The 25,180-nt window shown below is 64.4% G+C and carries 21 protein-coding genes and 1 tRNA gene; 15 read left to right on the top strand and 7 right to left on the bottom strand.

Annotation, left to right across the window (positions count from 1 at the left end; all coding sequences use genetic code 11):
* Positions 1 to 187: 187 nt before the first annotated feature.
* Both IVA75_RS02305 and IVA75_RS02300 read left to right on the top strand, forming a co-directional pair.
* Positions 188 to 1,546, top strand: coding sequence for a hypothetical protein (locus IVA75_RS02305; protein WP_247287161.1), 1,359 nt, complete (start codon positions 188 to 190; stop codon positions 1,544 to 1,546).
* A gap of 270 nt (positions 1,547 to 1,816) precedes the next feature.
* Positions 1,817 to 2,305, top strand: coding sequence for a hypothetical protein (locus IVA75_RS02300; protein ID WP_247287162.1), 489 nt, complete (start codon positions 1,817 to 1,819; stop codon positions 2,303 to 2,305).
* Between the two features lie 131 nt (positions 2,306 to 2,436).
* On the opposite strand, the gene IVA75_RS02295 is transcribed toward IVA75_RS02300, so the two are convergent.
* Both IVA75_RS02295 and IVA75_RS02290 read right to left on the bottom strand, forming a co-directional pair.
* Positions 2,437 to 3,192, bottom strand: coding sequence for an alpha/beta hydrolase (locus IVA75_RS02295; RefSeq protein ID WP_247287163.1), 756 nt, complete (start codon positions 3,190 to 3,192; stop codon positions 2,437 to 2,439).
* 34 nt (positions 3,193 to 3,226) lie between these two features.
* Positions 3,227 to 4,363 (bottom strand): hypothetical protein, encoded by a 1,137-nt coding sequence (locus tag IVA75_RS02290; RefSeq protein ID WP_247287164.1) that lies wholly within the window; start codon positions 4,361 to 4,363, stop codon positions 3,227 to 3,229.
* Between the two features lie 304 nt (positions 4,364 to 4,667).
* Between IVA75_RS02290 and IVA75_RS02285 the strand changes: the two genes are divergently transcribed.
* Positions 4,668 to 4,913 carry a zinc-finger domain-containing protein gene (locus IVA75_RS02285; RefSeq protein WP_007602543.1) on the top strand — a complete coding sequence of 82 codons (246 nt, stop codon included), beginning with the start codon at positions 4,668 to 4,670 and terminating at the stop codon, positions 4,911 to 4,913.
* Between the two features lie 19 nt (positions 4,914 to 4,932).
* Positions 4,933 to 6,135: an FAD-dependent monooxygenase gene (locus IVA75_RS02280; protein ID WP_247287165.1), complete on the top strand. Its 1,203-nt coding sequence runs from the start codon at positions 4,933 to 4,935 to the stop codon at positions 6,133 to 6,135.
* A gap of 15 nt (positions 6,136 to 6,150) precedes the next feature.
* Here the strand turns inward: IVA75_RS02280 and IVA75_RS02275 are convergent, their stop codons facing one another.
* Positions 6,151 to 6,585, bottom strand: coding sequence for a twin-arginine translocation pathway signal (locus tag IVA75_RS02275; RefSeq protein WP_247287166.1), 435 nt, complete (start codon positions 6,583 to 6,585; stop codon positions 6,151 to 6,153).
* A 189-nt stretch (positions 6,586 to 6,774) separates the two neighbouring features.
* Here IVA75_RS02275 and IVA75_RS02270 point away from each other — a divergent pair.
* Positions 6,775 to 6,863: transfer RNA gene (locus IVA75_RS02270), tRNA-Leu, on the top strand.
* Between the two features lie 160 nt (positions 6,864 to 7,023).
* A complete protein-coding gene (locus tag IVA75_RS02265; protein WP_247287168.1) occupies positions 7,024 to 8,274 on the top strand; it encodes a multidrug effflux MFS transporter in 1,251 nt (416 codons plus the stop codon).
* A 204-nt stretch (positions 8,275 to 8,478) separates the two neighbouring features.
* On the opposite strand, the gene IVA75_RS02260 is transcribed toward IVA75_RS02265, so the two are convergent.
* On the bottom strand, positions 8,479 to 10,074 hold the full coding sequence (locus IVA75_RS02260; protein ID WP_346658399.1) for a glycosyltransferase family 39 protein: 1,596 nt from the start codon (positions 10,072 to 10,074) through the stop codon (positions 8,479 to 8,481).
* A gap of 243 nt (positions 10,075 to 10,317) precedes the next feature.
* Positions 10,318 to 11,925: an ABC transporter substrate-binding protein gene (locus tag IVA75_RS02255; protein WP_027567769.1), complete on the bottom strand. Its 1,608-nt coding sequence runs from the start codon at positions 11,923 to 11,925 to the stop codon at positions 10,318 to 10,320.
* A gap of 280 nt (positions 11,926 to 12,205) precedes the next feature.
* Between IVA75_RS02255 and IVA75_RS02250 the strand changes: the two genes are divergently transcribed.
* The 8 genes from IVA75_RS02250 (at position 12,206) to IVA75_RS02215 (ending at position 22,325) form a co-directional block, all read left to right on the top strand.
* Positions 12,206 to 13,336, top strand: coding sequence for a M20/M25/M40 family metallo-hydrolase (locus tag IVA75_RS02250; protein WP_247287171.1), 1,131 nt, complete (start codon positions 12,206 to 12,208; stop codon positions 13,334 to 13,336).
* Between the two features lie 168 nt (positions 13,337 to 13,504).
* The gene (locus tag IVA75_RS02245; RefSeq protein ID WP_007602533.1) at positions 13,505 to 14,446 is read left to right on the top strand and encodes an ABC transporter permease; all 942 of its coding nucleotides are present in this window, start codon (positions 13,505 to 13,507) and stop codon (positions 14,444 to 14,446) included.
* Positions 14,447 to 14,466: 20 nt separating this feature from the next.
* On the top strand, positions 14,467 to 15,354 hold the full coding sequence (locus tag IVA75_RS02240) for an ABC transporter permease (protein WP_247287172.1): 888 nt from the start codon (positions 14,467 to 14,469) through the stop codon (positions 15,352 to 15,354).
* 14 nt (positions 15,355 to 15,368) lie between these two features.
* On the top strand, positions 15,369 to 17,018 hold the full coding sequence (locus IVA75_RS02235) for an ABC transporter ATP-binding protein (protein ID WP_247287444.1): 1,650 nt from the start codon (positions 15,369 to 15,371) through the stop codon (positions 17,016 to 17,018).
* A 212-nt stretch (positions 17,019 to 17,230) separates the two neighbouring features.
* Positions 17,231 to 18,736, top strand: coding sequence for a M81 family metallopeptidase (locus IVA75_RS02230; RefSeq protein WP_247287173.1), 1,506 nt, complete (start codon positions 17,231 to 17,233; stop codon positions 18,734 to 18,736).
* 13 nt (positions 18,737 to 18,749) lie between these two features.
* Complete coding sequence (locus IVA75_RS02225) at positions 18,750 to 19,922, top strand: M20 aminoacylase family protein (RefSeq protein ID WP_247287174.1); 1,173 nt, start codon at positions 18,750 to 18,752, stop codon at positions 19,920 to 19,922.
* Positions 19,915 to 21,336, top strand: coding sequence for an amidase (locus IVA75_RS02220; protein WP_247287175.1), 1,422 nt, complete (start codon positions 19,915 to 19,917; stop codon positions 21,334 to 21,336). The genes IVA75_RS02225 and IVA75_RS02220 overlap by 8 nt, the downstream gene beginning before the upstream one ends.
* A gap of 98 nt (positions 21,337 to 21,434) precedes the next feature.
* On the top strand, positions 21,435 to 22,325 hold the full coding sequence (locus tag IVA75_RS02215; protein WP_247287176.1) for a crotonase/enoyl-CoA hydratase family protein: 891 nt from the start codon (positions 21,435 to 21,437) through the stop codon (positions 22,323 to 22,325).
* A gap of 105 nt (positions 22,326 to 22,430) precedes the next feature.
* On the opposite strand, the gene IVA75_RS02210 is transcribed toward IVA75_RS02215, so the two are convergent.
* Together IVA75_RS02210 and IVA75_RS02205 are read right to left on the bottom strand one after the other, a co-directional pair.
* A complete protein-coding gene (locus tag IVA75_RS02210) occupies positions 22,431 to 23,408 on the bottom strand; it encodes an NADPH:quinone oxidoreductase family protein (RefSeq protein WP_247287177.1) in 978 nt (325 codons plus the stop codon).
* Complete coding sequence (locus tag IVA75_RS02205; protein ID WP_247287178.1) at positions 23,408 to 24,016, bottom strand: 2-hydroxychromene-2-carboxylate isomerase; 609 nt, start codon at positions 24,014 to 24,016, stop codon at positions 23,408 to 23,410. Before IVA75_RS02205 ends, IVA75_RS02210 begins: the two co-directional genes overlap by 1 nt.
* A 110-nt stretch (positions 24,017 to 24,126) precedes the next feature.
* Between IVA75_RS02205 and IVA75_RS02200 the strand changes: the two genes are divergently transcribed.
* Positions 24,127 to 25,149, top strand: a complete 1,023-nt coding sequence (locus IVA75_RS02200; protein ID WP_247287179.1) for a methionine synthase — start codon at positions 24,127 to 24,129, stop codon at positions 25,147 to 25,149.
* Positions 25,150 to 25,180 lie beyond the last annotated feature (31 nt).

The following is a 25,180-nucleotide window of genomic DNA, read 5'->3' as shown; positions in this document are numbered from 1 at the left end:
CAGTGCGTTGCCCAGCGAGGCCATGCCAACGCGTTGAATCACAACAGTTTCTTCCGACGCCCCCGGCGGCAAGGTCGGCTCAAAATGGTCAGGGTTTCGCCAAATTCAAGCCGGGCGGCGTCAAACTATTGGTGAATTCCGCCTCAACCGTGATTGCGGGCATGGTCCGAGTGAGGACGGAGCGGATTTGACCATCACCACCGATCATGCGCGCGCGGGCGCCGCGGGCTCACTCTGGCTGCGGCTGGCTGCGATCGCCCTGCCGCTGCTGATGATCGCGCCGGCGTTCTGGAACGGCTATCCGCTGTTGCAATGGGATACCGGAGGCTATCTGGCGCGCTGGTACGAGGGCTATCTCGTCCCGAGCCGCTCCACCGTGTTCGGCATCTATCTGCACTATGGCGAGAGTTCTGGTTTCTGGATCAACCTCGCGATCCAGTCGCTGGCGACGCTGTGGCTGTTGCAACTCACCTTGCGCGTGCTCTCGATGATGCAAACGTTCCGCTTCGCCGCGATCAGCCTGCTCCTGATCCTGTCGACCGCGCTGCCCTGGCTTGCGAGCATGTTGCTCACCGATATTTTTGCAGGCCTGTCGGTGCTGTCGCTATTCCTGCTGGTCATCGGTGGGCCGCGGACCTCGGCGCTCGAAAAAATCTCGCTGTTCGTCTTCACCGCCTTTGCCGCCGCGACCCATAGCGCGACGCTCGGCGTGCTACTCGGGCTCTGCGTCGCGGGCTGGATGGCGCGGCCGTTGCTGGGGCCGCGGCTTCCGATCGCGGGATTGGCTCAGGCGAGCCTCACCATCGTCGCCGGCGGCCTGATGCTGGTGTCGGCGAACCACGCGCTGTCGGGCAAATGGACATGGACGCCCGGCGGCACCGGCGTCGCCTTCGGCCGCATGATGCAGGACGGCATCGTCGCGCGTTATCTCAATGACCATTGCCCTCGCGAAAAACTCAAACTCTGCCCCTATCGCGACCAATTGCCGGCGACCGCCGACGAATTCCTGTGGGGCAAGAGCATGTTCAACACGCTCGGCCGCTTCGAAGGCATGAACGACGAGATGGGCACCATCGTCGTGGGTTCGCTCGCCGACTATCCGGCCTGGCAGGCCGGCGCGGCGTTGCGGGCGATGGGCCAGCAATTGCTGCATGTCGCGACCGGCGAAGGCACCAATGGCTGGATCCCGCACACCCGCGGCATCATCGAGCGCTACATCCCGGCGCAGGTCACGCCGATGCGCGCAGCGCGCCAGCAGCACTGGGCTGTCAATTTCGACGGCGTCAACTGGCTTCACGTCCCCGTCGCGCTGACCTCGATGCTGGCGCTGGTCGTGTTCCTCGCGCTGTCGCTCAGAAATCGCCGGCTCGACGATCTGACGCTGCTGGCGGCAACCGTCGTGCTGGCGCTGCTCGGCAACGCCTTCATCTGCGGCGTGATTTCCGGACCCCACGACCGCTATGGCGCGCGGATGGTCTGGGTTGTCACCTTCGTGGTGCTGATGGCGCTGGCGCGGGCGTTCGGCGATGACACGAAAGCGCGATGAGATTGGCCGCTTCGTCCGTTGCATCGGTGGGGGTTGCATTGGGCGGGCCTGGTGTGGTCGGCCCGGAGCCAAAGCCGAATGGACACCGCCCCAGCCAGCGACAAAGTGGCACATTTGATTTGGCCGGTTGTGCTGACCGATTAATGCACGCTTAGCCTCATTCGAGTTACGGTCCGTCCATCCGTTGCCGGCGGCAGCAAATACGTGATTGAGAGTGCACCGTGTTGCCCAGCGCTCAAAGCCAAGTTGGAAGACGTGTAAGAGTCATAGATGAAGATCAAACTTGCCATCGCAACATTCCCAGTTCTCGGTGTCGCTGTGCTTGGTTATGCCTACGTCCATGGCTATCCGCCTTTCACCTCTCAATTTGTGCAGACCTGCGAAACGGCCATCCAAGAGCGGTTAGCAGTTCCCTCCACCTATCAACGAATTGACCTGGACCACTCCAGAAGAACGATCCCGTGGGACGAATTTTTCGCCGAGCCGGAGAGGGCCGTACCCGAGTCAACCAGAAGCTTCATGATGCAAGCTGCGCGCCACCCGCCGGTTCAGTATGTGGCACTCATCAATTACCAGGCTCAGGACTCCATCGGCGCCATCATTCGAGAAAGGGCCTCATGTACCTTCAACTCGCTAGATGGGAGCGATGCGCCTACCCGTACGTTCTGGGTGAAGATCAATGGCGAACGTAACCTGGAGTGGGCCGCCAGGCAGCCCAATGCCGCAACGCTCCACCAGCGCTTACTGAAAAATATGTGATGCGGCGGCGGGTCATCTATTGGCCTTTGGTGGACCGCCGGCTTTAGCCGCCGGAACCCTGAAGGGAGCACAGCCTCTTTATGCTGTGAATTTGGGGTAATTTCGCAACACCCCCTCGCCTCAACATTGCCTCAGCCGCGGCGTGAGAGGAAATCGAGCACGCCAGTCTTGTAGACCTTGTCGCCGACCGCGCGCATGTGATCGCGGCCGGGAATGTCGAGCACTTCCGAACCCGGGATGATGGCGCCGAGTGCGCTGGCCGAACCCGCGACGTCGTCGGTCGAGCCGACCGCAATCAGCACGGGCACGTCGATGCGCGCGGCTTCGTCCTTCGTCATGAGATCGCGCGTGCCGCGCAGGCAGGCGGCCAGCGCCTTGCGGTCGGAACGGGTCTGGTCTGCAAAAGCACGAAACGTGCGGCCGACGGGATCGGAGACGTCGTCGAGCGAGGGCGCTTCCAGCGCCTTCGCGACGTTCTCGCCGGGGCCGGTGCCCTCGATCAGGCCTCCTATGCCGATGCCGCCGAGGATTGCCGAACGCAGGCGCTGCGGCTCATTGAGGGAGAGCCAGGCCGTCATCCGGCCGCCCATCGAATAGCCCATCAGATCAGCCTGCGGGATGGCGAGATGATCCATCAGTGCCAGCACGTCGCCGGCCATGGTCGGGATCGAGTATTGCGCGGGCTCGTAGAGCTTGGCGCTTTCGCCATGGCCGCGATTGTCCAGCGCAATGACGCGGCGGCCGTTCTTGCGCAGCTCCGAGACCCAGGTCGGATAGACCCAGTTCACGTTCTTGCTGGAGGCAAAGCCGTGCACCAGGATGATCGGATCGCCCTCGCCTTCGTCGAGATAGGCAATTTCAACGGCGCCGTTGTGAAAGCTCGGCATCATCAGTTCCGCAATCTTGAGGGGAAAAGGTATCTTAGGCCGTGACGGCAGCGCTTGCCAGAACGGCTTCGGCGGCGATCCGGGCCTGGCGAAGTCGCCGCGCCCGTCTGCGATCGCACCAGGCCTGGGTCAGGCGCTCCGTCGTCGCCTTGATCGAGGACAACAGGCCGAACAGCGTCAAGGCCGCACCGAACAGCCAGAGTGCGAGATTGAACGCCCCGCCGATCAGCAGCAGCGCGCCGCGGCCGAGCAGCTTCAGGATCGCGCGCGTCTTGCCGCCCTGCGCTTCCGCGAGCCGCGCCGCGCGTGCGACGTCCTTGGGGCCTTCGGCGATGCGCAAGCTATCCATCGCGCCGCGCGTGCCGGTCTTCTCGACGACGCGCGTGACATCCTTGCCGAGCCGAACCAGCGCGCCGGCCTTTTCCGCGCGGAACGCGGCCTTGATCGCGCTCAAGGTCTGGCCCGGCCGCAGCACCGAGCCGGAGGCAACCGCGTTCTGGAGCATCGGCGTATCGACGACCTCGCGCGCGGACCGGCCGGCCCATGCCGCCAGTCCCTCGCCGAGCCGGCCCACCTTGCGCGCGTCCTTCACCAGCGTCAGCCCCGCGCGAACCGGCGCGGCACCGCCGACGGAGACGTAGGTCACGGCCGTAACCGCGAGACCCGCGGCCGCGAGGCCCAGCACCAGGCGATCGGTCTCCTCGCCCATCGCGAGGTGCTTGCCCTCCCGGACGACGTCCCGGATGTCGCCGATGACAAAGAGATCGCCGGCCACGGTCCCCGACAGGCTCGCAACATCGTCCGCGTTGCCGGTGACGAGACCGGTGGCAAACCGTTTTGCGAAATGCGAGGTGGAATTTTCGGCTTTGACCGCATCGCCGACACGGCTCAGGAGGTCGTCAGGCAGCGCGATGTTGCGGTCGCGCGCCAACGCGACAAAACTGTCGGCAAGATCGGCATCGCCCGATGCGAGCGCGATCTCGATGTTGTCCTGAATCAGGCGGTCGTTGTGCCGCAGCAGCGCGTCGAGCTTGATCTCGGAGAGCGCGGCGGGATCGTCCTGGGCGGCCAGAATCGCGCCGGCCTCGCGGGCATGGGGTGCTACCTGCGCGAGCATGAAGCCGCACGCCACGATACCGGTCAACGCTGTGCTGATTCGCAACCACTTCATGCGGAGAGCCTGGACGGTCCTGAGATCGTTGACGCCTGACGGTTCGTCTTTCGTCGCAATTACGCTCGTCCACAGACATAGTATGCCAAAATTGCGACACAACGTCCCCGACGAAAGAAGGGCTTCTCTCAGGCCGCAAGATTGTGTCGAATTTGCATGAGCAAATGAGCATGGGGCATTGCGGGGCTTTCGGTTCCGCTGGGCTAGCAATCATCCACACCCACCAGTATGGTCCGCGGCGCCTTAATAATGCCGCGTCAGTCGTGATTGTGTCTGCCGCCATTGCCACTCCAGGATGAGTACGATGTCCGACCATGTCGTCCCGCACTTCCACAACGATGCCGGTGTCCCCGTCATCGAAATCGGCTCGCAAGAGTTCATGTGCGTGGGCGCCAACCCTCCGTTCGATCATCCGCACGTCTTCCTCGACCTCGGCAACGACAACGAGATCATCTGCCCCTACTGCTCGACGCTGTACCGTTTCGCCGCCGACCTGAAGGCGGGCGAAGCCCGTCCGCCGGAATGCGTCCTGAAGGACAAGGTCGCCTGATCGCTTCCATCGGTCAGGGGTGGCGCTCTCCCGAACAATTGTCATCGCCGGTGCCGGCATAGGTGGACTGACGGCTGCGCTTGCGCTCGCGGCCCGCGGCTTCCGCATCGTCGTACTGGAAAAGGCCGAGCGGCTCGAGGAAGTCGGCGCCGGTCTGCAACTCTCTCCCAATGCCAGCCGCGTGCTGGTCGAGCTCGGCCTCACCGAGCGCCTCAGGCTGCGTGCCGTGATCCCGGAGGCGGTCTCGATCATGAGTGCGCGGGCCGGCGGCGAACTCTTGCGCATGCCGCTGGGAGAAGCCGCCGCCGCGCGCGCCGGCGCCCCCTATTGGGTGGTGCACCGCGCCGACCTGCAATCCGCACTCGCCGGCGCAGTCTCCGACCATCCCGATATCGATCTGAAACTCGGCGCGACCTTCGAAGACGTCGCGCCTCACGCCAAGGGGCTGACGGTCGTCCATCGCAGCGGCACGATCCGGCGCAGCGATCTGGCCAGTGCGCTGATCGGCGCGGACGGCATCTGGTCGACGGTGCGCCAGCATCTCTTTCCCGAGGTGCAGCCGCGCTTCTCCGGGCTGATTGCCTGGCGCGGCACGCTCGATGCCACGCAGCTGCCGAAGGACTACACCGCGCGCCGGGTCCAGCTCTGGATGGGCCCGAATGCCCATCTCGTCGCCTACCCGATCGCGGGCGGACGCCAGATCAACGTGGTCGCGGTGCTGCCGGGCACCTGGAACAGACCGGGCTGGAGCACGCCCGGCGATCCCCTCGAGGTGATGGACGCCTTCGCCGCGCCACGCTGGCCGCCCGCGGCGCGCATGATGCTCGCCACGGTCGATAGCTGGCGGAAATGGGCGCTGTTCGACGTGCCCGACGACTGCCCCTGGAGCAAAGGCCCGGTCGCGCTGCTCGGCGACGCCGTGCATGCGATGCTGCCGTTTGCGGCGCAGGGCGCCGGCATGGCGATCGAGGACGCCGCGGTGCTCGCGCAGCATTTGAGCCTTGAGATCGCCGAGAGCACCGCGGGCATCACAGCTGCGCTGAGACAATACGGGCGTACGCGCCAGACGCGCGTGCGGCGGGTGCAGCGGACCGCGCGGCAGCAAGGCCGCATCTACCATTTCGGTGGGCCGCTCGCATACGCGCGCGATCTTGCGGTCCGCGCCCTCGGCCCGGAACTTATGCTGGCACGGCAGGACTGGATTTACGGCTGGCGCCCCTGATGCGAGGCGCTGGTTTCAGCGCACTGCTCTTGTCGATTTCGGGCCAGGCTTGATCGGACCAGGATTGGCTGCGGGCGCCGGCGCAGCGGCCGGCTTCTCTTCGGGCGGCGTTTCCCGGCACTTGTTGCGGCGCCAAGCGTCCTCGGCCATCTGCGCCCGCCCGCGGACCGCGACGTAGTCGTTGCGATAGGCAAGCTCCGACACGACGGCGCCGCCCGCGCCGGTCTGTGCCTTGTCCATCAGCCTCTGCAACTCCATGGTGCGGCTAGCGAGCGACTTGCGCTCGCCTTCGAGCTGCTTGCAATCGTACAATTCGTACTTGCCGGGATCGGCAAACGCCGGAGCGACCGTCTCGCTCATGCCGGCGCAGCCGGACTGCGCGAAGCCGGCCGCGAGCAGCGCGGCGGCCACGCGGCACGTGCGCAGGCGATATTGGGTCAAAGCAGACATCGAATCAAAGCTGACATGTCGGATGAATAGTCCCCGTCGATTGAGAATGCCTAAAGCAACAACACATGTCCGGATTGAGGCTTTGCCTTGTGCCGCCGGCTCGCCTAAGGAAGAACCGCCCCTCCGGCCTGCAAACGCCAATTCCAGACCGCCGGCAAGGGACTTAAGTGATTGATCTCGTTGGATCAAGCGGGCATGGCGGAATTGGTAGACGCAAGGGACTTAAAATCCCTCGGCGCGCAAGCGCTGTGCCGGTTCGACCCCGGCTGCCCGCACCACGAGAGCTGCGCGGATGATCCCACCGAGCGCCGCTGCCGCGAGCGCTGATACCTCATCAATTCCTGTCTGCTCCTGCACCGCCTGCCAGCCATCCCGAATCATCGCTTGTGCATCGCAGCATCGGGGTTAGACAAGGGCCTCAAATCAGAGGTGAGCTACTTGTCCGACGTCAATGCCGACGATTGGGTGTCCTCGGGACACCGCCCCATGGGTTTTCCCGAATTCGTCATCGTGATCGCGTCGATCATGGCGCTGAATCCGCTTGCCATGGACATGATGCTCCCGGCGCTGCCCAATATCGGGGCGGCCTTCAACATCCCCGTCGCCAATCATCTTCAGCTGGTGCTGTCGACCTTCCTGATCGGCTTTGGCGCGGGCCAGTTCGTCATGGGACCGCTGTCGGATCGCTTCGGCCGCCGCCCGGTGCTGCTCGGCGGGATGGCGGTCTATGCAGTGGCGAGCGTGCTGGCGATTGCCGCGCCGTCGTTCGAGACACTGCTGCTGGCGCGCGCACTGCAGGGCTTCGGCACCTCGGCGACGCGCGTGATCGCGACCTCGATCGTGCGCGACTGTTACGTCGGCCGCCGCATGGCGAGCGTGATGTCGCTTGCGATGATGATCTTCATCGCCGTCCCCGTAATCGCCCCCTCGTTTGGACAGGCGGTGCTGCTGGTGACGCAATGGCGCGGCATCTTCGTCGTGCTGATGCTCTATGGCCTGCTCGCGCTCGCATGGTCGGTGCTGCGGCTTCCGGAGACCCTGCCTGAGAGCGAACGCAGGTCGCTCGCGCCGGTCGACGTGCTCACGGCCTACTGGCAGACCGTGACCCATCGCCAAACTCTCGGCTACGCGCTCGCCGCCGGCAGCGTCATGGGTGCGCTGTTCGCTTACGTATTTTCGGCCCAGCAGGTGTTTGTCGGCATCTATCACCTCGGCCATTATTTTCCGCTCGCCTTCGCCGCGATCGCGGCCGGCACCGCCATTGCCGGCTTCCTCAACGCAAGATTCGTCGGAACTCTCGGCATGCGCGTGATCTCGCACGGCGCGCTGACGCTCTACACCGCCGTGGCGGGTGTGATGCTGCTGACGGAAAGCCTCGGCGCGTTGCCGCTTCCCCTGTTCATGGTGCTCTCGGCGCTGATGATGTTCTCGTTCGGCATGATGGTCGCCAATTTCACCGCACTTGCCATGGAGCCGCAGGGCCACATCGCCGGCACGGCGTCCTCGCTCTACGGCTCGATCACCACGCTGATCGGCATCGCCGTCGGCATGGCGATCGGACAAAGCTTCGACGGCACGCTGCTGCCGTTCTCGGTCGGCTTCTTCGTGTCGTCACTCGCCGCGCTCGCGATCGTGCTGGTGGTGGAGAGGGGACGGCTGTTCAAGCACCATCAGCGCGCCATCGGGTGAGGAACTTCGCGGCGCTCACGATGTTGTACTGCAACAATTTGAAAAGGCGCTTCAATGGAACCGAAACACCGTAAAGACCACGACGCCGCGGAGCGGGCGAAAACGGAACGCACGCCGTCGAACGCCGAAACGACCGCCTTCACCGTGCCATTCGCGAGTGAAGGGCTCGAGCGGGTCCGCGACAGCCACTGTTGAGCAAGAAGTCTATTCCGTTGCGCGCCTGCTGGCGCTGAAATCGTCCGCGACGCCCTCGGGTGCCGCGCCGCTTCCACGGGGCGGCACCATCAGCACAACCACTTCCCGCGTGAGACCGGGCCGGCCCCATAGCTGCGCCTGGACCATAAATTCTTTTTTGACGAAGTGCCCGGCACGCCCGGCCACCCCGTCCATCCACCGGCTGCAATCATCCTGATCGCGGAAGCAGAGCGCGGCCCAACCGCGGTCCAGCGTCGTCTTGCCCGGCAAGCCCCCGGGATATTGATCCTCGAACGGCTGCACGTAGTGCGGGTGGTCCGGGCTGTAGAAGGCCAACGCGAAGGCCAGCGCATCGTCGCCGCTGACGGCGGCGAGCGGCTCGCCTGTCAGTTCGCGCCACTCGCGTGTCAATTCGCTGGCCGCCTCCGCATAGAAATTGCGCCCCTCCTCGTAACCGTGATCGTTGCGGTAGACGGCATGGATCGGCGCGGCGACGAGGACGGCCGTGAGCGCAACGCCGGCCACGATCAAGGTGAGGTTGACGGTGTAAAAGCGCTCGATCGGATAATTTGTGCCGCAGACCACGAGAATGGCGAACAGAAACAATCCCTGCAAAGCCCAGAGCGACGGCAGATCGGTGCCTATCGCGAGCGAGACCAGGACCGGCAGCGCGATCGTGCCGACGGCAACGTAAAAGAGGAGCCGCAGGCCCGGATTCATCGCCGCGAAATCGTCCGGAAACTGCTTCAGCCGCGTGCCAGCGATCAGCATCCAGCTGACGGCTGACACACTGATGGCCGCCAACAGCCCCAGAAGGAAGTTCCTGGCCTCACCGAGCGAGCTCACCGCAGTGCCGTTGGCATGGTTCAGCGCGTAGGTGAAGGTCGGTGCCCCCGTCGTGGCGAGCCAATGAACATGCGGTGACAGCGACGCAAGCCCGACGACGACCGAGATCCAGGGCGAGGCGGACGTGAAATAGGCGCGTCGCGCCGGATGCGCCAGCGCGGCAAACGTGAAGCTCGCGGCAAGGAAGATCGAATAATATTTGCCGGCCATGGCCAGCGCCGTCGTGACGCCCACGGCGATCGCCCACGACGCCGAGCGGGTCTCGAATGCGCGCAGGAAGCACCACGTCGCCAGCGGCCAGACGGCTAGCAGCACCGCATTGGCATTGAAGCGCTGGGCATGGAATTGATAGGCCGGCGTCAGTATCAGGAGCAACAGCACCAGGACGCGCTTGTGCCCCGTCACGAATTGCCGCGCGATCCGGTCGACAAAGACCAGCGCAAGCCCGGCATTGGTCATCGCCATCAATTGCAGCGACCACTCGCTGAGCGGAAAGATGGCGCTCCAGCTCGCGGCAACCCAGCCGGTCAATGGCGGATGCTTGGGGTAGCCCCACGCGAAATGCCGCCCCAGCGTCCAGGCCTCCAGCGTATCGGGGTGCAGACCGCCGCCGGCATAGGCGACCGCCAGATAGAGTGTCCAGATCGCGACGAAGCAGGCGATGAGAAGCGGCACGGCCCAGCCCGTCTCGACGCCATCGAGCCAACGCAGGAATGGGCGGCGCCATCGCGCCGGCGCGCGATCGGACCGTTCGGCCATCGCTTGGAATGCAAAATCGATCGGCACTGGAATCAAATGGAGGAAGGAAGGTGATGCGCAAAGACGGCACATCTAGTTCAGGACGGAAACAAATAGCAATGATTGGAAACTGGAAAAGATTGAAAACGTCCGCCTTCTCAGCCGGCGCAAGGTCGACAAACGACTAAGATCGACAAACGACAACGGCGCCGCTGGTGACAGCGGCGCCGCATGATGATCCGGACGAAAGGAAGAGTCTTCGCCCTACTCCGACTTGTCGACGTTCCAGAACAGCGGGGTCGCGGGACCGTCGAGCACGCCGGTCAGCGATTTACGCCAGCCGCTCGGCAGGAGATACTGCCCCAGCGGGATGTAAATCACCTGCTCATAGGCTTCCTTCTGGATGTCAGCGGCGATCTTCTTCTGATCGTCGAGCGAGGCGGCGCGAACGAAGTCGTCCTTGAGCTTTTCGATCTTGGCGTTCTCGGCCCAGCCGAACCAGCCCTTCTTGCCTTGGCCGCCGATCGAGAGATTGGCGATCGGGTTGGAAACGTCGGCCGCGACCCAGTTGGTGAAGAACATGTTCCAGCCGCCCTCCTTCGGAGGCTTCTGGCTGGCGCGGCGGCTCACCACCGTCTGCCAATCGGTCGCTTGCAGGTCGACCTTGAAGCCGGCCTCGCGCAGCAACTGAGCCGCAACGATCGGCTGCGCCTTCAGCGTCGTGACATCGCCGGGGGCCATGATCACGATCGGGGTGCCGTCATAGCCGGACTCGGCGAGCGCCTTTTTGGCTTCTGCCATGCCGTTGCCCTTCACCAGGGTCTCGCCACCGACCTCGGTCGCGAATGGCGTATCGCACACGAAGAAGGCGCCGCAGATCTTCTGATATTTGGCGTTGCCGACCAGCGCGTCGAGAACGTCCTTCTGGTTTATCGCCAGAAAGGCCGCACGGCGCACTTTGACATTATCGAACGGCGGATAAAGGAAGTTCATCCGGCCGAGCGTCTGGAAGCCGAACGTGTTCGAGACCTCGATCGTGATCTCCTTGTTCGCTTCCAGCAGCGGCAGCATGTCGTAAGGCAGATTTTCCACGAAGTCGATGTCGCCCGACTGCAACGCGTTCACCGCGGTCTGCGAGTCCGGCATGGTGATCCACTCGACTCGGTCGACCTTCACCACCTTGCCGCCGGAGGTCCAGCTCGAAGGCTCCTTGCGCGGCACGTAATCGGTGTTCTTGACGTAGACCGCCTTCACGCCTGGCTGGAATTCCGATTGCACGAACTTAAAAGGACCCGAGCCGATCTGCTCGGGGATCTGCTTGTCCGGCGGCGTCTCGGCCAGGCGCTTCGGCATCATGAAGGCAACGCGGGAGGACGGCTTGCCGATCGAGTCGAGCACGAGGCCATAGGGCTCCTTCAGCTTCAGCGTGATGGTCTTGGCATCGGTCGCCTCGATGCTCGCGGTGAAGTCGAGCAGTTTCTGGCCCATGCCGTCGACCGCGGCCCAGCGCTTGAGCGAGGCAACGCAGTCCTCCGCCGTCACCGGCGCACCGTCATGCCACTTCAGGCCGTCGCGCAGCGTGAACGTGTAGGTGAGCTTGTCGTCGGAGATCTTCCAGTCCGCCATCTGCGGCTGGATCTTGAAGTTCGAATCGGGCGCCAAGAGCGTGTCGTAGATCATGTAGCCATGATCGCGCGTGATGTAGGCGGTGGTGAAGATCGGATCGATGATGCGCAGATCCGAATGCATCACCGCGGTGATGGTCTTGCCGGCCGCAAGCACCGGCGAGGCCAGTGCGGTCGAAAGCGCGACGACCGACAGCGCAAGTTTGGAGGCGAACGCGCGAGGCCCCCGGCGCATCAACTTAAACATAAAAAGTTCTCCTGACGTGAAACTGTTCAAAGGCAGGTTATTGATTGAGCATCCGGTTCGTTCTTTAGGCGAACTAACCTCATGCAATGCCTTTATCTTTTCGAGAGTTGCAGACAGTGCCGAGCGCGTCAATCCGGTTTCGCTGCAAGCCCAAGCGGCGCGCGCACGGGCTCCACAACGATCGGTTTGGCTCTACAACGCTCTCCGCCTGTCCTGCCCCGCGCCGATGCAATGCGCGTTCCATGTTCCGAAGCCCAAGAGACTTTCGAGAGACATTGAGATGAATCCAGCCAATCTTCCCTTCGATTCCGAAGCGATGCTCCAGGGCCTGCGCGGCTGGGTGGAATGCGAAAGCCCGACCTGGGACGCGAGCGCCGTGAACCGCATGCTCGATATCGCAGCGCGGGAGATGGCGATCATGGGTGCGACGATCGAGCGCATCGCCGGTCGCCAGGGCTTTGGCGGCGTGATCCGCGCCCGCTTTCCGCATCCGAAGCAAGGCGAGCCCGGCATCTTGATTGCCGGACACGTGGATACCGTCCACCCCACCGGCACCATCGAGAAGCTGAAATGGCGGCGCGAGGGCAGCAAGTGCTACGGACCCGGCATCTACGACATGAAGGGCGGCAATTATCTTTCGCTGGAAGCGATCCGCCAACTGGCCCGCGCCTCGTTCACGACGCCGCTGCCGATCACCGTGCTGTTCACTCCCGACGAGGAAGTCGGCACACCCTCGACGCGCGATATCATCGAGGCGGAAGCCGCGCGCAACAAATATGTGCTGGTGCCCGAGCCCGGCCGCGCCGACAACGGCGTCACCACCGGACGTTACGCGATCGCGCGGTTCAATCTCGAGGCGACCGGGCGACCGAGCCACGCGGGCGCGACCTTGTCGGCGGGCCGCTCGGCTATCCGCGAGATGGCGCGGCAAATCCTCGCCATCGACGCGATGACGGGCGAAGACTGCACGTTCTCCGTCGGAGTCGTGCACGGGGGTCAATGGGTCAATTGCGTTGCCACGACCGCCACCGGCGAAGCGCTCTCGATGGCCAAGCGCCAGGCCGACCTCGATCGCGGCGTCGAGAGGATGCTGGCGCTCTCCGGTACAACCAATGACGTCACCTTCAAGGTGACGCGCGGCGTGACACGTCCGGTCTGGGAGCCCGATGCCGGCACCATGACCCTGTATGAAAAGGCGCGCGGGATCGCCAAGTCGCTCGGCGCAGAACTGCCGCATGCGAGCGCCGGCGGCGGCTCCGACGGCAATTTCACTGGCGCATTGGGCATCCCGACTCTCGACGGCCTGGGCGTGCGTGGCGGCAACGGCCACACGCTCGAAGAGTATATCGAGGTTGAAAGTCTGGTCGAACGCGGCCGGCTGATGGCGGGGCTGCTCGCGACTCTGGAGTAACGGCGCGAGCCACATCGCCAAAACCGGGCCAGATCACCGAAACAAGTTGACCGCACTGCAAAAACGGTGGGCCGGATGGCATGGGAATTGCTGAAATGTTAGGCTGGTGGCAGAACCCCAGGCTCCAGCCGCTGTCTCTGATTTGACTCTAATCTGACGGGATCCAACTTGCTCGGATATCTCCTTCGCCGAATTCTCGCCGCCGTGCCCGTGATGGGCGTGGTGGCGCTGTTCGTCTTCCTCCTGCTCCGCCTCACCCCGGGCGATCCCGCCGCGATTCTTGCCGGCGACAACGCCACGCCGGAGCGGCTCGAGCGGATCCGCACCTCGCTCGGCCTCAACGAGCCGCTGATCGTGCAGTTTATCACCTGGCTGAACAAGCTGCTGCATGGCGATCTCGGAACTTCACTCATCTCCAACCTTCCGGTGATGAAGATGATCGGCCAGCGGGTCGAGCCGTCGATCTCGATTGCGCTGTCGACCATCATCCTTGCCGTCATCGTCGCTGTTCCCCTGGGCGTGATCGCGGCCTGGAAGCACGGCACCTGGATCGACCGCTTCGTGATGGGCCTGTCCGTGCTCGGCTTCTCGGTGCCGGTGTTCGTGGTCGGCTACATCCTGATCGAGGTCTTCGCGATCGACCTGCGCTGGGTGCCGGTGCAGGGCTTCCGCAGCATCTCGAACGGTTTTGGGCCGTTCTTCGAGCGCATCATCCTGCCCACCTGCGCACTGTCCTTCATCTACATCGCGTTGATCGCGCGCATGACGCGCGCGGCGATGCTCGACGTGCTCGGCGAGGACTACGTCCGCACCGCGCGCGCAAAAGGCATCAACGAAGTCGCCGTGATGATGCGCCATGCGCTGCGCAACGCCGCCGTGCCCGTGATCACCGTGATCGGGACCGGCTTTGCGCTTTTGATCTCCGGGGTCGTCGTCACCGAAAGCGTGTTTAACATCCCCGGCATCGGCCGCCTCACGGTGGATGCGGTGCTGGCGCGCGACTATCCGGTGATCCAGGCGATGATCCTGCTGACGTCGTTGATCTATGTCGTCGTCAATCTCCTGATCGACGTCGCCTACACGCTGCTCGATCCCCGGATCCGGTACTAGGGCTAAGGATAACAACAATAATGTCTGTCGATACCCTTCCCCAGTCCTCCATCCCGATCACGTCGCCGCTGCGGCCGCGCTTCGGATTCCTGACCTCGACGCCGATCATCGCGGCGGCGACCATCTGCCTGACGTTGGTCGTGCTGATCTCGATCCTGGCACCGTTGATCGCGCCGTATGATCCGATCCAGCTTGCGCCCTCGCAGCGGCTGAAGCCCTCTTCGGCGCAATTCCTGCTCGGCACCGACGCCTATGGCCGCGACCTGCTGTCGCGCGTCATGTATGGCGGACGCATTTCGCTTCTGATCGGCATCGGCTCGGCGATCATGTCGATCGTCATTGGGTTGGCGATCGGCCTCGTCTCCGGCTTCTTCAAGCTGGTCGATTCCGTCATGATGCGGATCATGGACGGCCTGATGGCAATGCCGAGCATCCTGCTGGCAATCGCCGTGGTGTCGCTGTCCGGCGCCAGCCTCTGGACCGTGCTGATCGCGATCACGATTCCCGAAGTTCCGCGCGTGGCACGCCTGGTGCGCTCGGTCGTGCTATCGGCGCGCGAAGAACCCTATGTTGAAGCGGCGATCTCGGTCGGCACATCCCTGCCAAAGATCATGTGGCGGCATTTGATGCCGAACACGATCGCACCGCTGATCGTGCAGGGCAGTTACGTCTGCGCCTCCGCGATCCTCACCGAGGCCATCCTCTCCTTCCTCGGCGCCGGCATCTCGCCGGAAACGCCGACCTGGGGCAACATCATGGCCGAGGGCCGTCAGTACTTCCAGCTCAAGCCGACGCTGATCTTCTGGCCGGGCCTGCTGCTCTCGATCGCCATCCTCAGCATCAATTTGATCGGCGACGCCGCCCGCGACGCACTCGATCCGCGCATGAAGCAGCGGGAAGGCAAATGATGACCGATCAAGTGATGACCAGCCCGATCCTCGACATCAACAACCTCGTCGTCTCCGTCGGCAAGAAGCCGAATGCTGCAAACATCATCGAGGGCATCTCGATCCAGGTGCATGAGCGCGAGACGCTGTGCCTCGTCGGCGAAAGCGGCTCGGGCAAGTCCGTGACCTCGCTGACCACGATGGGTCTGCTGCCGAAGGGCACGCTGATTCCGACCGGCGGCAGCGTCAAGCTGGTCGGCGAGGAGATTCTCACCGCGACCGACCGCCACCTGCGGCAGCTCCGCGCGACGCGGATGGCGATGATCTTCCAGGAGCCGATGACGGCACTCAATCCGGTGATGCCGGTCGGTCGCCAGATCGACGAGGTTCTCCGCGCGCACACCAAACTCGATGCGAAGGCGCGCAAGAAGCGCATCCTCGACATGATGGAGCAGGTGCGCCTGCCCCAGGTCGAGCGCATCTTTGCCTCCTACCCTCACCGACTCTCCGGCGGTCAACGCCAGCGCATCATGATCGCGATGGCGCTCGTGCTCGAACCGAAGCTTCTCATCGCCGACGAGCCGACCACCGCGCTCGACGTCACGACGCAGAAGCAGATTTTGACACTGATCCGCGACCTCCAGCGCGATCACGGCACCGCCGTGCTCTTCATTACCCACGACATGGGCGTGGTCGCCGAAATCGCCGACCGCGTCGCGGTGATGCGGCAGGGCCGACTGGTCGAGACCGGAACGCTGGATTCCATCCTGCGCAATCCGACCATGGAGTACACCCGCAACCTGCTCTCGGCGGTCCCGAGCCTGGTGCCGCGCGCGGCACGGCCCGAGACCAAGGAACCGGTGGTGCTGGAGGCCAACGAGCTCGGCAAGGTCTATCGCGAGCGCGCGTTCTTCGGTAAAGGCCGCGAAGTCGTCGCCGCCGACAAGGTCACGCTGACGCTGCGCAAGGGCCGCACGCTCGGCATCGTCGGCGAGAGCGGCTCAGGCAAATCGACCGTAGCGCGCTGCATCGTTCGCCTGATCGACCCGACCTCCGGCGGCGTGCGCCTCTCCGGCCGCGAGATCTCGGACATCTCGCGGCGGCTGTTGCAGCCGCATCGCAAGAAGATCCAGATCGTATTCCAGGACCCTTACCGCTCGCTCAACCCGCGCGTCACCGTCGGCGAAAGCATCGCGGAAGGCCCGATCAATTACGGCGCGTCGCATACCGACGCAATGAAGCGCGCCCGCGAATTGCTCGAGCTGGTCGGCCTGCCCGCCGATGCGGTCGCGCGCTATCCGCACCAGTTCTCCGGCGGCCAGCGTCAGCGCATTGCGATCGCCCGCGCGCTCGCGCTCGATCCCGACGTGCTGGTCGCGGACGAGGCGGTCTCCGCCCTCGACGTCTCCGTGCAGGCGCAGGTGCTAGAACTGTTCGACGAGATCCAGCAGCGGCTCGGCATCGCCATCCTGTTCATCACTCACGATCTGCGCGTCGCAGCGCAGATCTGCGACGAGGTCGTGGTGATGCAGCACGGCCGCGTCGTCGAGCAGGGCCCGGCCGCTGAAGTGCTGACGCATCCGAAGGAGGCGTACACCAGAGCCCTGCTCGAGGCAGCGCCGGGCCGCGGCTGGGATTTTGCGAACTTCCGGCCGGTGTCGGAGGGTGTGGCGGCCAGCGCCTAGTCTCTCTCCTCGTCATTGCGAGCGCAGCGAAGCAATCCAGAATCCCTCCGCGGGGACAACCTGGATTGCTTCGCCGCGTTCGCAATGACGGCGGTTGCGACAAGCATTCCCAAAACGGCTTGACGCCATGCATGGCGCGATTGCTTCCCGGCTTGCTCTCGCCGCAAGCACAGGGCTAACGTCGCGCACTTTCAATTGCTGGACTTGAGTTGATGACACGTATCGCCGTCGGCGGCTTCCTGCACGAGACCAACACCTTCGCTCCGACGAAGGCGACGTTCGCGGACTTCCAGCACGGCGGCGGCTGGCCGGCGATGACGCAAGGACCTGACGTGCTGAAGGTGATGCGCCGCATCAATGTCGGCCTCGCCGGTTTCGTCGACAGCGCCGAGGCCCTCGGCTGGGAACTCATCCCGACCATCGCTTGCGGCGCCAGCCCCTCGGCGCATGTCACCAGGGACGCCTTCGAGCGTATCGTCAAGACGATGGTCGACGGCATCGCAGCCGCCGGCCCGATCGACGCCGTCTATCTCGATCTGCACGGCGCGATGGTCACGGAACATCTCGACGATGGCGAAGGCGAGATTCTGGCCCGCGTGCGCCGCGTCATCGGCAAGGACATTCCGCTGGTCGCGAGCCTCGACCTGCACGCCAACGTCACGCCCGAGATGATGGAGCATGCGGACGCGCTGATCGCCTACCGCACCTATCCCCATGTCGACATGGCCGAGACCGGACGCGCCTCGGCCAAACATCTCGCGCTCCTCCTGAACACCAGGCAGCGTTTCGCAAAGGCCTTCCGGCAATTGCCGTTCCTGATTCCGATCAGCTGGCAGTGCACCAACGACCAGCCGACCAAGGGCATCTACGAAAAGCTTGCCGCGCTGGAGAGCGACGCGGTTCCGACGCTGTCCTTCGCGCCCGGCTTCCCCGCCGCCGATTTCCGCGATTGCGGGCCGAGCGTGTTTGCCTATGGCAAGACCCAAGCCGATGCCGACCGCGCGGCCGATGCGATCGTCAAGCTGATCGAAAGCCACGAGGACGATTTCGACGGCAAGATCTGGTCGCCCGATGACGGCGTCCGCCACGCCATGGAGCTTTCCAAGAGCGCGAGCAAGCCGATCATCATCGCCGACACCCAGGACAATCCCGGCGCCGGCGGCGATTCCGACACCACCGGCATGCTACGCGCGCTGGTACGCAACAAGGCGAGTGCTGCGACGGGCGCGATCTACGATCCGGCATCGGCGAAAGCCGCGCATGAAGCCGGCGTCGGCGCCACCGTGACGCTGTCGCTCGGCGGCAAGTCGGGCATTCCCGGCGACGAGCCCTATCGTGAGACCTTCGTCGTCGAAAAACTTTCCGACGGCCGCTTCATCGCGCCCGGGCCCTACTATGGCGGCCGCGAGATGGAGATGGGCCCGTCCGCCTGCCTTCGCATCGGCGACGTCCGAATCGTCGTGAGCTCACACAAGGCGCAGCTCGCCGACCAGGCCATGTACCGCTATGTCGGCATCGAGCCGACCGAACAGAAGATTTTGGTCAACAAGAGCTCGGTGCACTTCCGCGCCGACTTCGAGCCGATCGCGGAAAAGCTGATGATCTGCGCTGCCCCCGGCGCGATGCCCGCTGACACGGCTACGCTGCCGTGGACGCGCCTGCGGCCGGGCATCCGCATCAAGCCGAACGGCCCGGTTTTCACTCCCTCCTCACGCTAACTGGACAGAACACATGCCCACGATCGACCGCATCGACGGCTATGCCGACGAACTCACAGCCATCAGGCGCGACCTCCACGCCCATCCGGAAATCGGCTTCGAGGAAGTGCGCACCTCCGGCATCGTTGCCGACAAGCTGAAGAGCTGGGGCATCGAGGTGCATCGCGGTCTCGGCGGCACCGGCGTGATCGGCGTCATCAAGGGCAAGGGTTCGAGCGGCAAGCGGATCGGGCTTCGCGCCGACATGGACGCGCTGCCGATGGAGGAGAACACCAATCTGAAATGGAGTTCGAAAATCCCGGGCCGCTTCCACGGCTGTGGCCATGACGGCCACACCACCATGCTGCTCGGCACCGCGCGCTACCTCGCCGAAACCAAGAACTTCGACGGCACAGTGCACCTGATCTTCCAGCCGGCAGAGGAAGGCCTCGGCGGCGCCCGCGCGATGATCAAGGACGGGCTGTTCGAGAAGTTTCCCTGCGACGAGCTCTACGGCCTGCACAACGCGCCCGACCTGAACCATGGCGAGATCGCGATCCTGCCCGGCCCCGCGATGGCCAGCGCCGACTTCTTCGATCTCCGCATCACTGGCTATGGCGCGCATGGCGCGATGCCCGAACGCTCCAAGGACGCTGTGATCATCGCGACCACGCTGGCGCAGGCGATCCAGACCATCGTCAGCCGCAACGTCGAGCCGCTGCAGGCCGCAGTCGTTTCGATCACGCAGATTCACGCCGGTTCCGCGTACAACGTCATCCCCGGCGAGGCGCATCTTTGTGGCACCATCCGCACTTTCTCGAAAGAAGTCCGCACCCTGATCAGCGAACGCATTCGCACGATCTGCGCTGGCATCGCGAGCGCCTATCAGTGCGTGATCGACGTCGACATCCGCGACACGTTCGATGTGCTGGTCAACCAGCTCGAGCAGTCCAAGGTGGTCGAAGACGTCGCGCGCACCATCGTCGACCCCGCCAACGTGATCACCCGTGCCCAGCCGAAGATGGGCAGCGAGGATTTCGCCGACATGCTGCAAACCATTCCGGGCGCCTATTTCTGGGTCGGCCACGACGGCTCGGTGCCCGTGCACAATCCCGGCTTCGTGCTCGACGACAAGATCCTGCCGATCGGTGCCAGCATGTTCGCCCGGATCATCGAGACCCGGATGCCGGTGGGTGCCCATGCATAAAAAGGGTGTCGAAGAGGAAGTCACCTCGCTGCACGATCTCTCCGCGGTCGATCTGATCGCGGGCTATCGCGCCAAGCAGTTCTCGCCGAGCGAGGTGCTGGAAGACGTGCTCGCGCACGTCGCCGCGTGGGAGCCGCACCTCAAGGCGCTCTATGCATGCGATCCCGACGGAGCGCGCGAGGCCGCGAAGGCCTCGACCGCACGCTGGTCCGGGGGCGAGCCGTCCGGAGCGCTCGACGGCGTGCCGGTGACTGTGAAGGACAACATCGCAACCAAAGGCGTGCCGGTGCCGCTGGGCGCGGCCAGCGTCAAGCTCGTGCCGGCGGAGAAGGACGCACCACCCGCGGCGCGCCTGCGCGAAGCCGGTGCGATCATCTTCGCCAAGACCACCATGCCCGACTACGGCATGCTGTCCTCGGGGCTGTCCTCTTTCCACGCGCTGGCGCGTAATCCCTGGGACCTCTCCAAAAATCCAGGCGGCTCCAGCGCCGGCGCGGGCGCCGCGGCCGCGGCCGGCTATGGCCCGCTGCATCTCGGGACTGATATCGGCGGCTCGGTCCGTCTGCCCGCCGGCTGGTGCGGCCTCGTCGGACTGAAGCCGAGCTTTGGCCGTGTGCCGATCGATCCCGCCTATGTCGGCCGCGTTGCCGGTCCCATGACCCGCACCGTCGACGATTGCGCGCTGATGATGAGCGCGATCGCGAAACCCGACCGGCGCGACGGCACGAGCCTGCCCGCGGAGCCCCTCAACTGGAAGGGGCTGGAGAAATCCCCGCGCAAACTCCGCATCGGATTGATGCTCGATCCCGGCGTTGGCATGGCGCTGGAGAAACCGGTGCGCGAGGTCGCTGTGAAGGCGGCGAAAGCGTTCGAATCCGCAGGGGCCGTCGTCACCGAAGTCGACGGCATCCTCACGCGCGAGATGCTCGACGGCCTCGACAACTTTTGGCGCGCACGGATGTGGGATGATCTGTCGAAGCTGACGCCCGCCGAACAGGCAAAGGTGCTGCCCTACATTTTCAAGTGGGGCGAGTCCGGCGCAAAGCTCTCGGGCGTCGACGTCATCCGTGGTTTCAACCAGACCATGGCAATCCGCGCGGCGGCATCAAAGCTGTTCTGCGAGCTCGACTATGTGATCTCGCCGACCGCGCCGAACGTGAACTATCCGGCGGAGTGGGCCTCGCCGACCAACGATCCCATGAAGCCGTTCGAGCACATCGCCTATACCGTCCCGTGGAATATGTCGGAGAACCCGGCGATCTCCATCAACGGCGGCTTCGACGCCAAGGGTTTTCCCATCGGGGTGCAGATCGTCGGCCGCCGCTTCGACGATATCGGCGTGCTCGGCATGGCCAAGGCTTTTGAGAGCCTGCGCGGGCCACAGAAGCCCTGGCCTAGCCCGCCGGCGAAGTAGAGCCTGGCCACCAAACGCCCAGTCCGCACAAGACGGAAGCTGGCGTTCATGCATGACGTCTCTTAGAGACAGAATTCAGGACAGGGAAGGGAACCACCATGGCGTATGAGACGATCAAATACGAAATCGCCGAGCAGATCCTCACCATCACGCTGAACCGGCCCGACAAGCTCAACGCCTTCAACGCGCAGATGCAAGGAGAGCTGATCGACGCGTTCGACGCAGCCGACAAGGACGACGACGTCCGCGCCATCATCGTCACAGGCGCCGGCCGCGGCTTTTGCGCGGGCGCGGATCTTTCGTCGGGCGCGGATACGTTCGATCGCGACGCCCGGCGTGGGCCCGTCAAACGCTTCGCCGACGGCAAGGTCGACTACAGCGATTCCCAGGTGCGCGACGGCGGTGGCCAGGTGACATTGCGCATCTTCAAATGCCTCAAGCCTGTGATTGCTGCGGTGAACGGTCCCGCGGTCGGCATCGGCGTCACCATGCAGCTCGCGATGGACATCCGCATCGCCTCCGACGCCGCGCGCTTCGGCTTCGTGTTCTCCCAGCGCGGCATCGTGCCGGAGGCCGCCTCGAGCTGGTTCCTGCCGCGCATCGTCGGCATCTCGCAGGCGCTGGAATGGTGCTATTCGGGCCGCGTCTTCCCGGCGCAGGAAGCCCTCGCCGGACGCCTCGTCAGCAAGGTCGTAGCCCCCGATGATCTGCTGCCGACCGCCCGCGCGCTCGCCAAGGAATTCGCGACGAAGACGGCACCGGTGTCGGTGGCACTGATCCGCCAGATGATGTGGCGCATGATGGGCGCCGACGATCCGATGGAGGCCCACAAGGTCGACAGCCGTGGCATCTACGCCCGCGGCCGCTCGGACGATGTGAAGGAAGGCGTGGTGTCGTTCCTGGAGAAGCGCCCGGCTCAGTTCAAGAACAAGGTGTCGAGCGACATGCCGGATTATTTCCCGTGGTGGACGGAGCGAGAGTACAAGTAAGGCATCGTAGGGTGCGCAAAGCGAAGCGTGCCTACCATTCTTGTCACGGCTGCCGATAAATGGTGGGCACGGCGCTCACGCGCCTTTGCCCACCCTACGACACCGTCACTCCATCAACAACGCCACGCGCCCGATCGCCTTGCGGTCGAGCAACAGCCGCATCGCCTTCGCAACCTCCTGCAGCGGCAGGCGGTGCGAGACGTTAGGCCGGAGCTTGCCCTCTTCGGCCCATTGGAGCAACGCCTTCAGCCTGATCTCGCCGAGCGCGGGATTTTTCCGTACCGCTTCGCCCGCTCGCACGCCGAGCACGCTGGCACCCTTGATCAGCAGGAGATTGGTTTTCGCCGAGCCGATGCCGCCGGTGAAGCCGATCACCAGCAGCCGTGCGCCCCAGGCGATGCAACGCATCGAATTCTCGAACACTTCGCCGCCAACGGGATCGAACACGACGTCGGCACCGCGACCGTCGGTGATCCGTTTGACGGCATCACGAAACGGCTCGCGGTCGTAGCGCACGAGATGATCGGCGCCCCGCGCCTTGGCGATCGCGAGCTTTTCGTCGCTGGACGCCGTCGCGATCACGGTCGCGCCCAGCATCTTGCCAATTTCCACGGCCGCAAGGCCCACGCCCCCGCCGGCGCCATGCACCAGCAGCACCTCGCCCGGCTCGAGCCGGCCGCGGTCGATCAGCGCGTGATAGGCGGTGCCGTGCCCGGCGAGATAGGTCGCGGCTTCCGCATAGTCGAACGTCGATGGCATCGGTGTGAGCTGCGACGGTGTCACCACGGCTTCATCCGTGAAAGCGCCGTGCCGCATCTTGACGATGACTTTGTCGCCGACGGCGACGCCGCTCGCCTCTGCGCCAACCTCGGTGACGTCGCCGGCTGCCTCCACGCCCGGCGTGAACGGCAGCTCCGGCTTGAGCTGGTATTCGCCGGCCGCCATCAGCACGTCGGGAAAATTCAGGCCGGCAGCACGGATCGCGACGCGCACTTCGTCCGGCTTCAGGTCGCGCGACGGAAACTCTTCAAGCTGCAATTTTTCGGGCGCGCCGAGCGCGCGGCAGACGACAGCCCGCACCATCAGGCCGCGCTCGCCTTGCCGCGCAGCAGCGCCTCGCGGATCAACGGCAGGCGGTCATTGCCGAAATACATGTCGGTCTTGCCGACGAAGATCGTCGGCGAGCCAAAGCCGCCGCGAGCGACGACTTCTTCGGTGTTGGCCTTGAGCTGATCCTTGATACCCTGCCCCGAAATGCCCGCGAAGAATTTCTGCTCGTCGACGCCCACCTTCCTGCAGATTTCGGCGAGCACCGCGTCCTGCGAGATGTCCTTGTCCTCGCCCCAATAGGTCTCGAACACCGCCGTGGCGAAAGGCACCGAGTCCTGTCCGAGCCACATGCAGCCGCGCATCGCTTTCACGCTGTTCACCGGAAATACCGTCGGCGGCATCTTGATCGCGAGACCGGCCGAGCGCGACCAGTCCGCAAGGTCCTTTTTCATGTAGCGCGCCTTCAACGGCACCGGTGTCTCACGCTGCGCATAGACACTTGGGTTGACCGTATTGAAGATGCCGCCCACCAGGATCGGCCGCCAGACGATCTCCGCGCCAACCTCCCTGGCCAGCGGTTGGATGTTGTGGAAGGCGAGATAGGTCCAGGGGCTGGAACAGTCGAAGAAGAATTCGATCATGGCGTTTCCGGTCCGGCGCCGCCGGTTTCAAGGCGACTTTTGTTGTTCTGTACCTCGACGTTAAGACATGGCAGGAAGGGGCGCAATCATAACCCGCCGTGAGGGCCGCCATGCTGTTTCCAACCACGATCGCCGGCTCCTTGCCGAAGCCGGAATGGCTCGCCGAGCCCAACATGCTCTGGGCGCCCTGGAAGTCGCAGGGCGAGGAGCTTGTCCGCGCCAAGCGCGATGCGACGATGCTTGCCGTCAAAGTCCAGGAGGATGCCGGCATCGACATCGTCACCGAGGGCGAGCAGGCCCGGCAGCATTTCGTCCACGGTTTCCTGGAGAAGATCGAGGGCATCGACTTCGCCCACAAGGTCGAGATGGGCATCCGCAAGGATCGCTACAAGGCGATGGTGCCGCAGGTCGTCGCCCCGCTCCGGCTGAAGAGCCGCGTCCACGCCGACGAGGCGCGCGTCGCCCGCGCGCACACGAGGAAGAAGCTCAAGTTCACCCTGCCCGGCCCGATGACCATCATTGACACCATTGCCGATCGCTACTATGGCGACCGCGTCAAGATGGCCTTTGCGTTCGCCGAACTCCTGAACGAGGAAGCTAAGGCGCTGCAGGCCGATGGCGTCGATCTCGTGCAATTCGACGAGCCCGCGTTCAACGTCTACATGGACGAGGTCAACGACTGGGGCATCAAGGCGCTGGGGCGCGCCGCGCAGGGCCTGACCTGCGCCACCGCCGTGCACATCTGCTACGGCTACGGCATCAAGGCCAACACCGACTGGAAGGAAACGCTCGGCGCGCAATGGCGGCAGTACGAGCAGATCTTTCCCGCGATCGACGCCAGCCCGATCCAGCAGGTCGCGATCGAGTGCCGCAACTCGAAGGTACCGCTCGACCTGCTCGCGCTGCTCAAGTCCAAGATCGTGCAGGCCGGCGTGATCGACGTCGCCAGCGACACGGTCGAGACCGCCGAGGATGTCGTGCAGGTGATCGACGCAGTGTCGAAATTCGTGCCCAAGAGCAACATCATCGCCACCACCAACTGCGGCATGGCGCCGATGCGGCGCGAGATCGCCGAAGCCAAGCTGATGGCGCTCGGGGCCGGTGCCGCGCTGGCACGCGAGAAGCTGGGTTAAGGCTGTGACCGATCCGCTTTCGTTATTGCGA

This window comes from Bradyrhizobium sp. 134 (assembly GCF_023074155.1).
Classification (GTDB): Bacteria; Pseudomonadota; Alphaproteobacteria; order Rhizobiales; family Xanthobacteraceae; genus Bradyrhizobium.
Note: the sequence above shows the minus strand (reverse complement) of the source record. Positions and strands in the feature narration are given on the sequence as shown.

Excerpts from the sequence above, each read along its gene's own strand:
- IVA75_RS02200 (WP_247287179.1), top strand. The coding sequence starts at position 24,127 with ATGCTGTTTCCAACCACGATCGCCGGCTCCTTGCCGAAGCCGGAATGG.
- IVA75_RS02285 (WP_007602543.1), top strand. The coding sequence starts at position 4,668 with ATGTCCGACCATGTCGTCCCGCACTTCCACAACGATGCCGGTGTCCCC.
- IVA75_RS02210 (WP_247287177.1), bottom strand. The coding sequence starts at position 23,408 with ATGGTGCGGGCTGTCGTCTGCCGCGCGCTCGGCGCGCCCGAAAAATTG.
- IVA75_RS02205 (WP_247287178.1), bottom strand. The coding sequence starts at position 24,016 with ATGATCGAATTCTTCTTCGACTGTTCCAGCCCCTGGACCTATCTCGCC.
- IVA75_RS02260 (WP_346658399.1), bottom strand. The coding sequence starts at position 10,074 with ATGGCCGAACGGTCCGATCGCGCGCCGGCGCGATGGCGCCGCCCATTC.
- IVA75_RS02240 (WP_247287172.1), top strand. The coding sequence starts at position 14,467 with ATGTCTGTCGATACCCTTCCCCAGTCCTCCATCCCGATCACGTCGCCG.
- IVA75_RS02235 (WP_247287444.1), top strand. The coding sequence starts at position 15,369 with ATGACCAGCCCGATCCTCGACATCAACAACCTCGTCGTCTCCGTCGGC.
- IVA75_RS02295 (WP_247287163.1), bottom strand. The coding sequence starts at position 3,192 with ATGCCGAGCTTTCACAACGGCGCCGTTGAAATTGCCTATCTCGACGAA.
- IVA75_RS02215 (WP_247287176.1), top strand. The coding sequence starts at position 21,435 with ATGGCGTATGAGACGATCAAATACGAAATCGCCGAGCAGATCCTCACC.
- IVA75_RS02290 (WP_247287164.1), bottom strand. The coding sequence starts at position 4,363 with ATGAAGTGGTTGCGAATCAGCACAGCGTTGACCGGTATCGTGGCGTGC.
- IVA75_RS02275 (WP_247287166.1), bottom strand. The coding sequence starts at position 6,585 with ATGTCTGCTTTGACCCAATATCGCCTGCGCACGTGCCGCGTGGCCGCC.
- IVA75_RS02225 (WP_247287174.1), top strand. The coding sequence starts at position 18,750 with ATGCCCACGATCGACCGCATCGACGGCTATGCCGACGAACTCACAGCC.
- IVA75_RS02250 (WP_247287171.1), top strand. The coding sequence starts at position 12,206 with ATGAATCCAGCCAATCTTCCCTTCGATTCCGAAGCGATGCTCCAGGGC.
- IVA75_RS02230 (WP_247287173.1), top strand. The coding sequence starts at position 17,231 with ATGACACGTATCGCCGTCGGCGGCTTCCTGCACGAGACCAACACCTTC.
- IVA75_RS02220 (WP_247287175.1), top strand. The coding sequence starts at position 19,915 with ATGCATAAAAAGGGTGTCGAAGAGGAAGTCACCTCGCTGCACGATCTC.
- IVA75_RS02255 (WP_027567769.1), bottom strand. The coding sequence starts at position 11,925 with ATGTTTAAGTTGATGCGCCGGGGGCCTCGCGCGTTCGCCTCCAAACTT.
- IVA75_RS02300 (WP_247287162.1), top strand. The coding sequence starts at position 1,817 with ATGAAGATCAAACTTGCCATCGCAACATTCCCAGTTCTCGGTGTCGCT.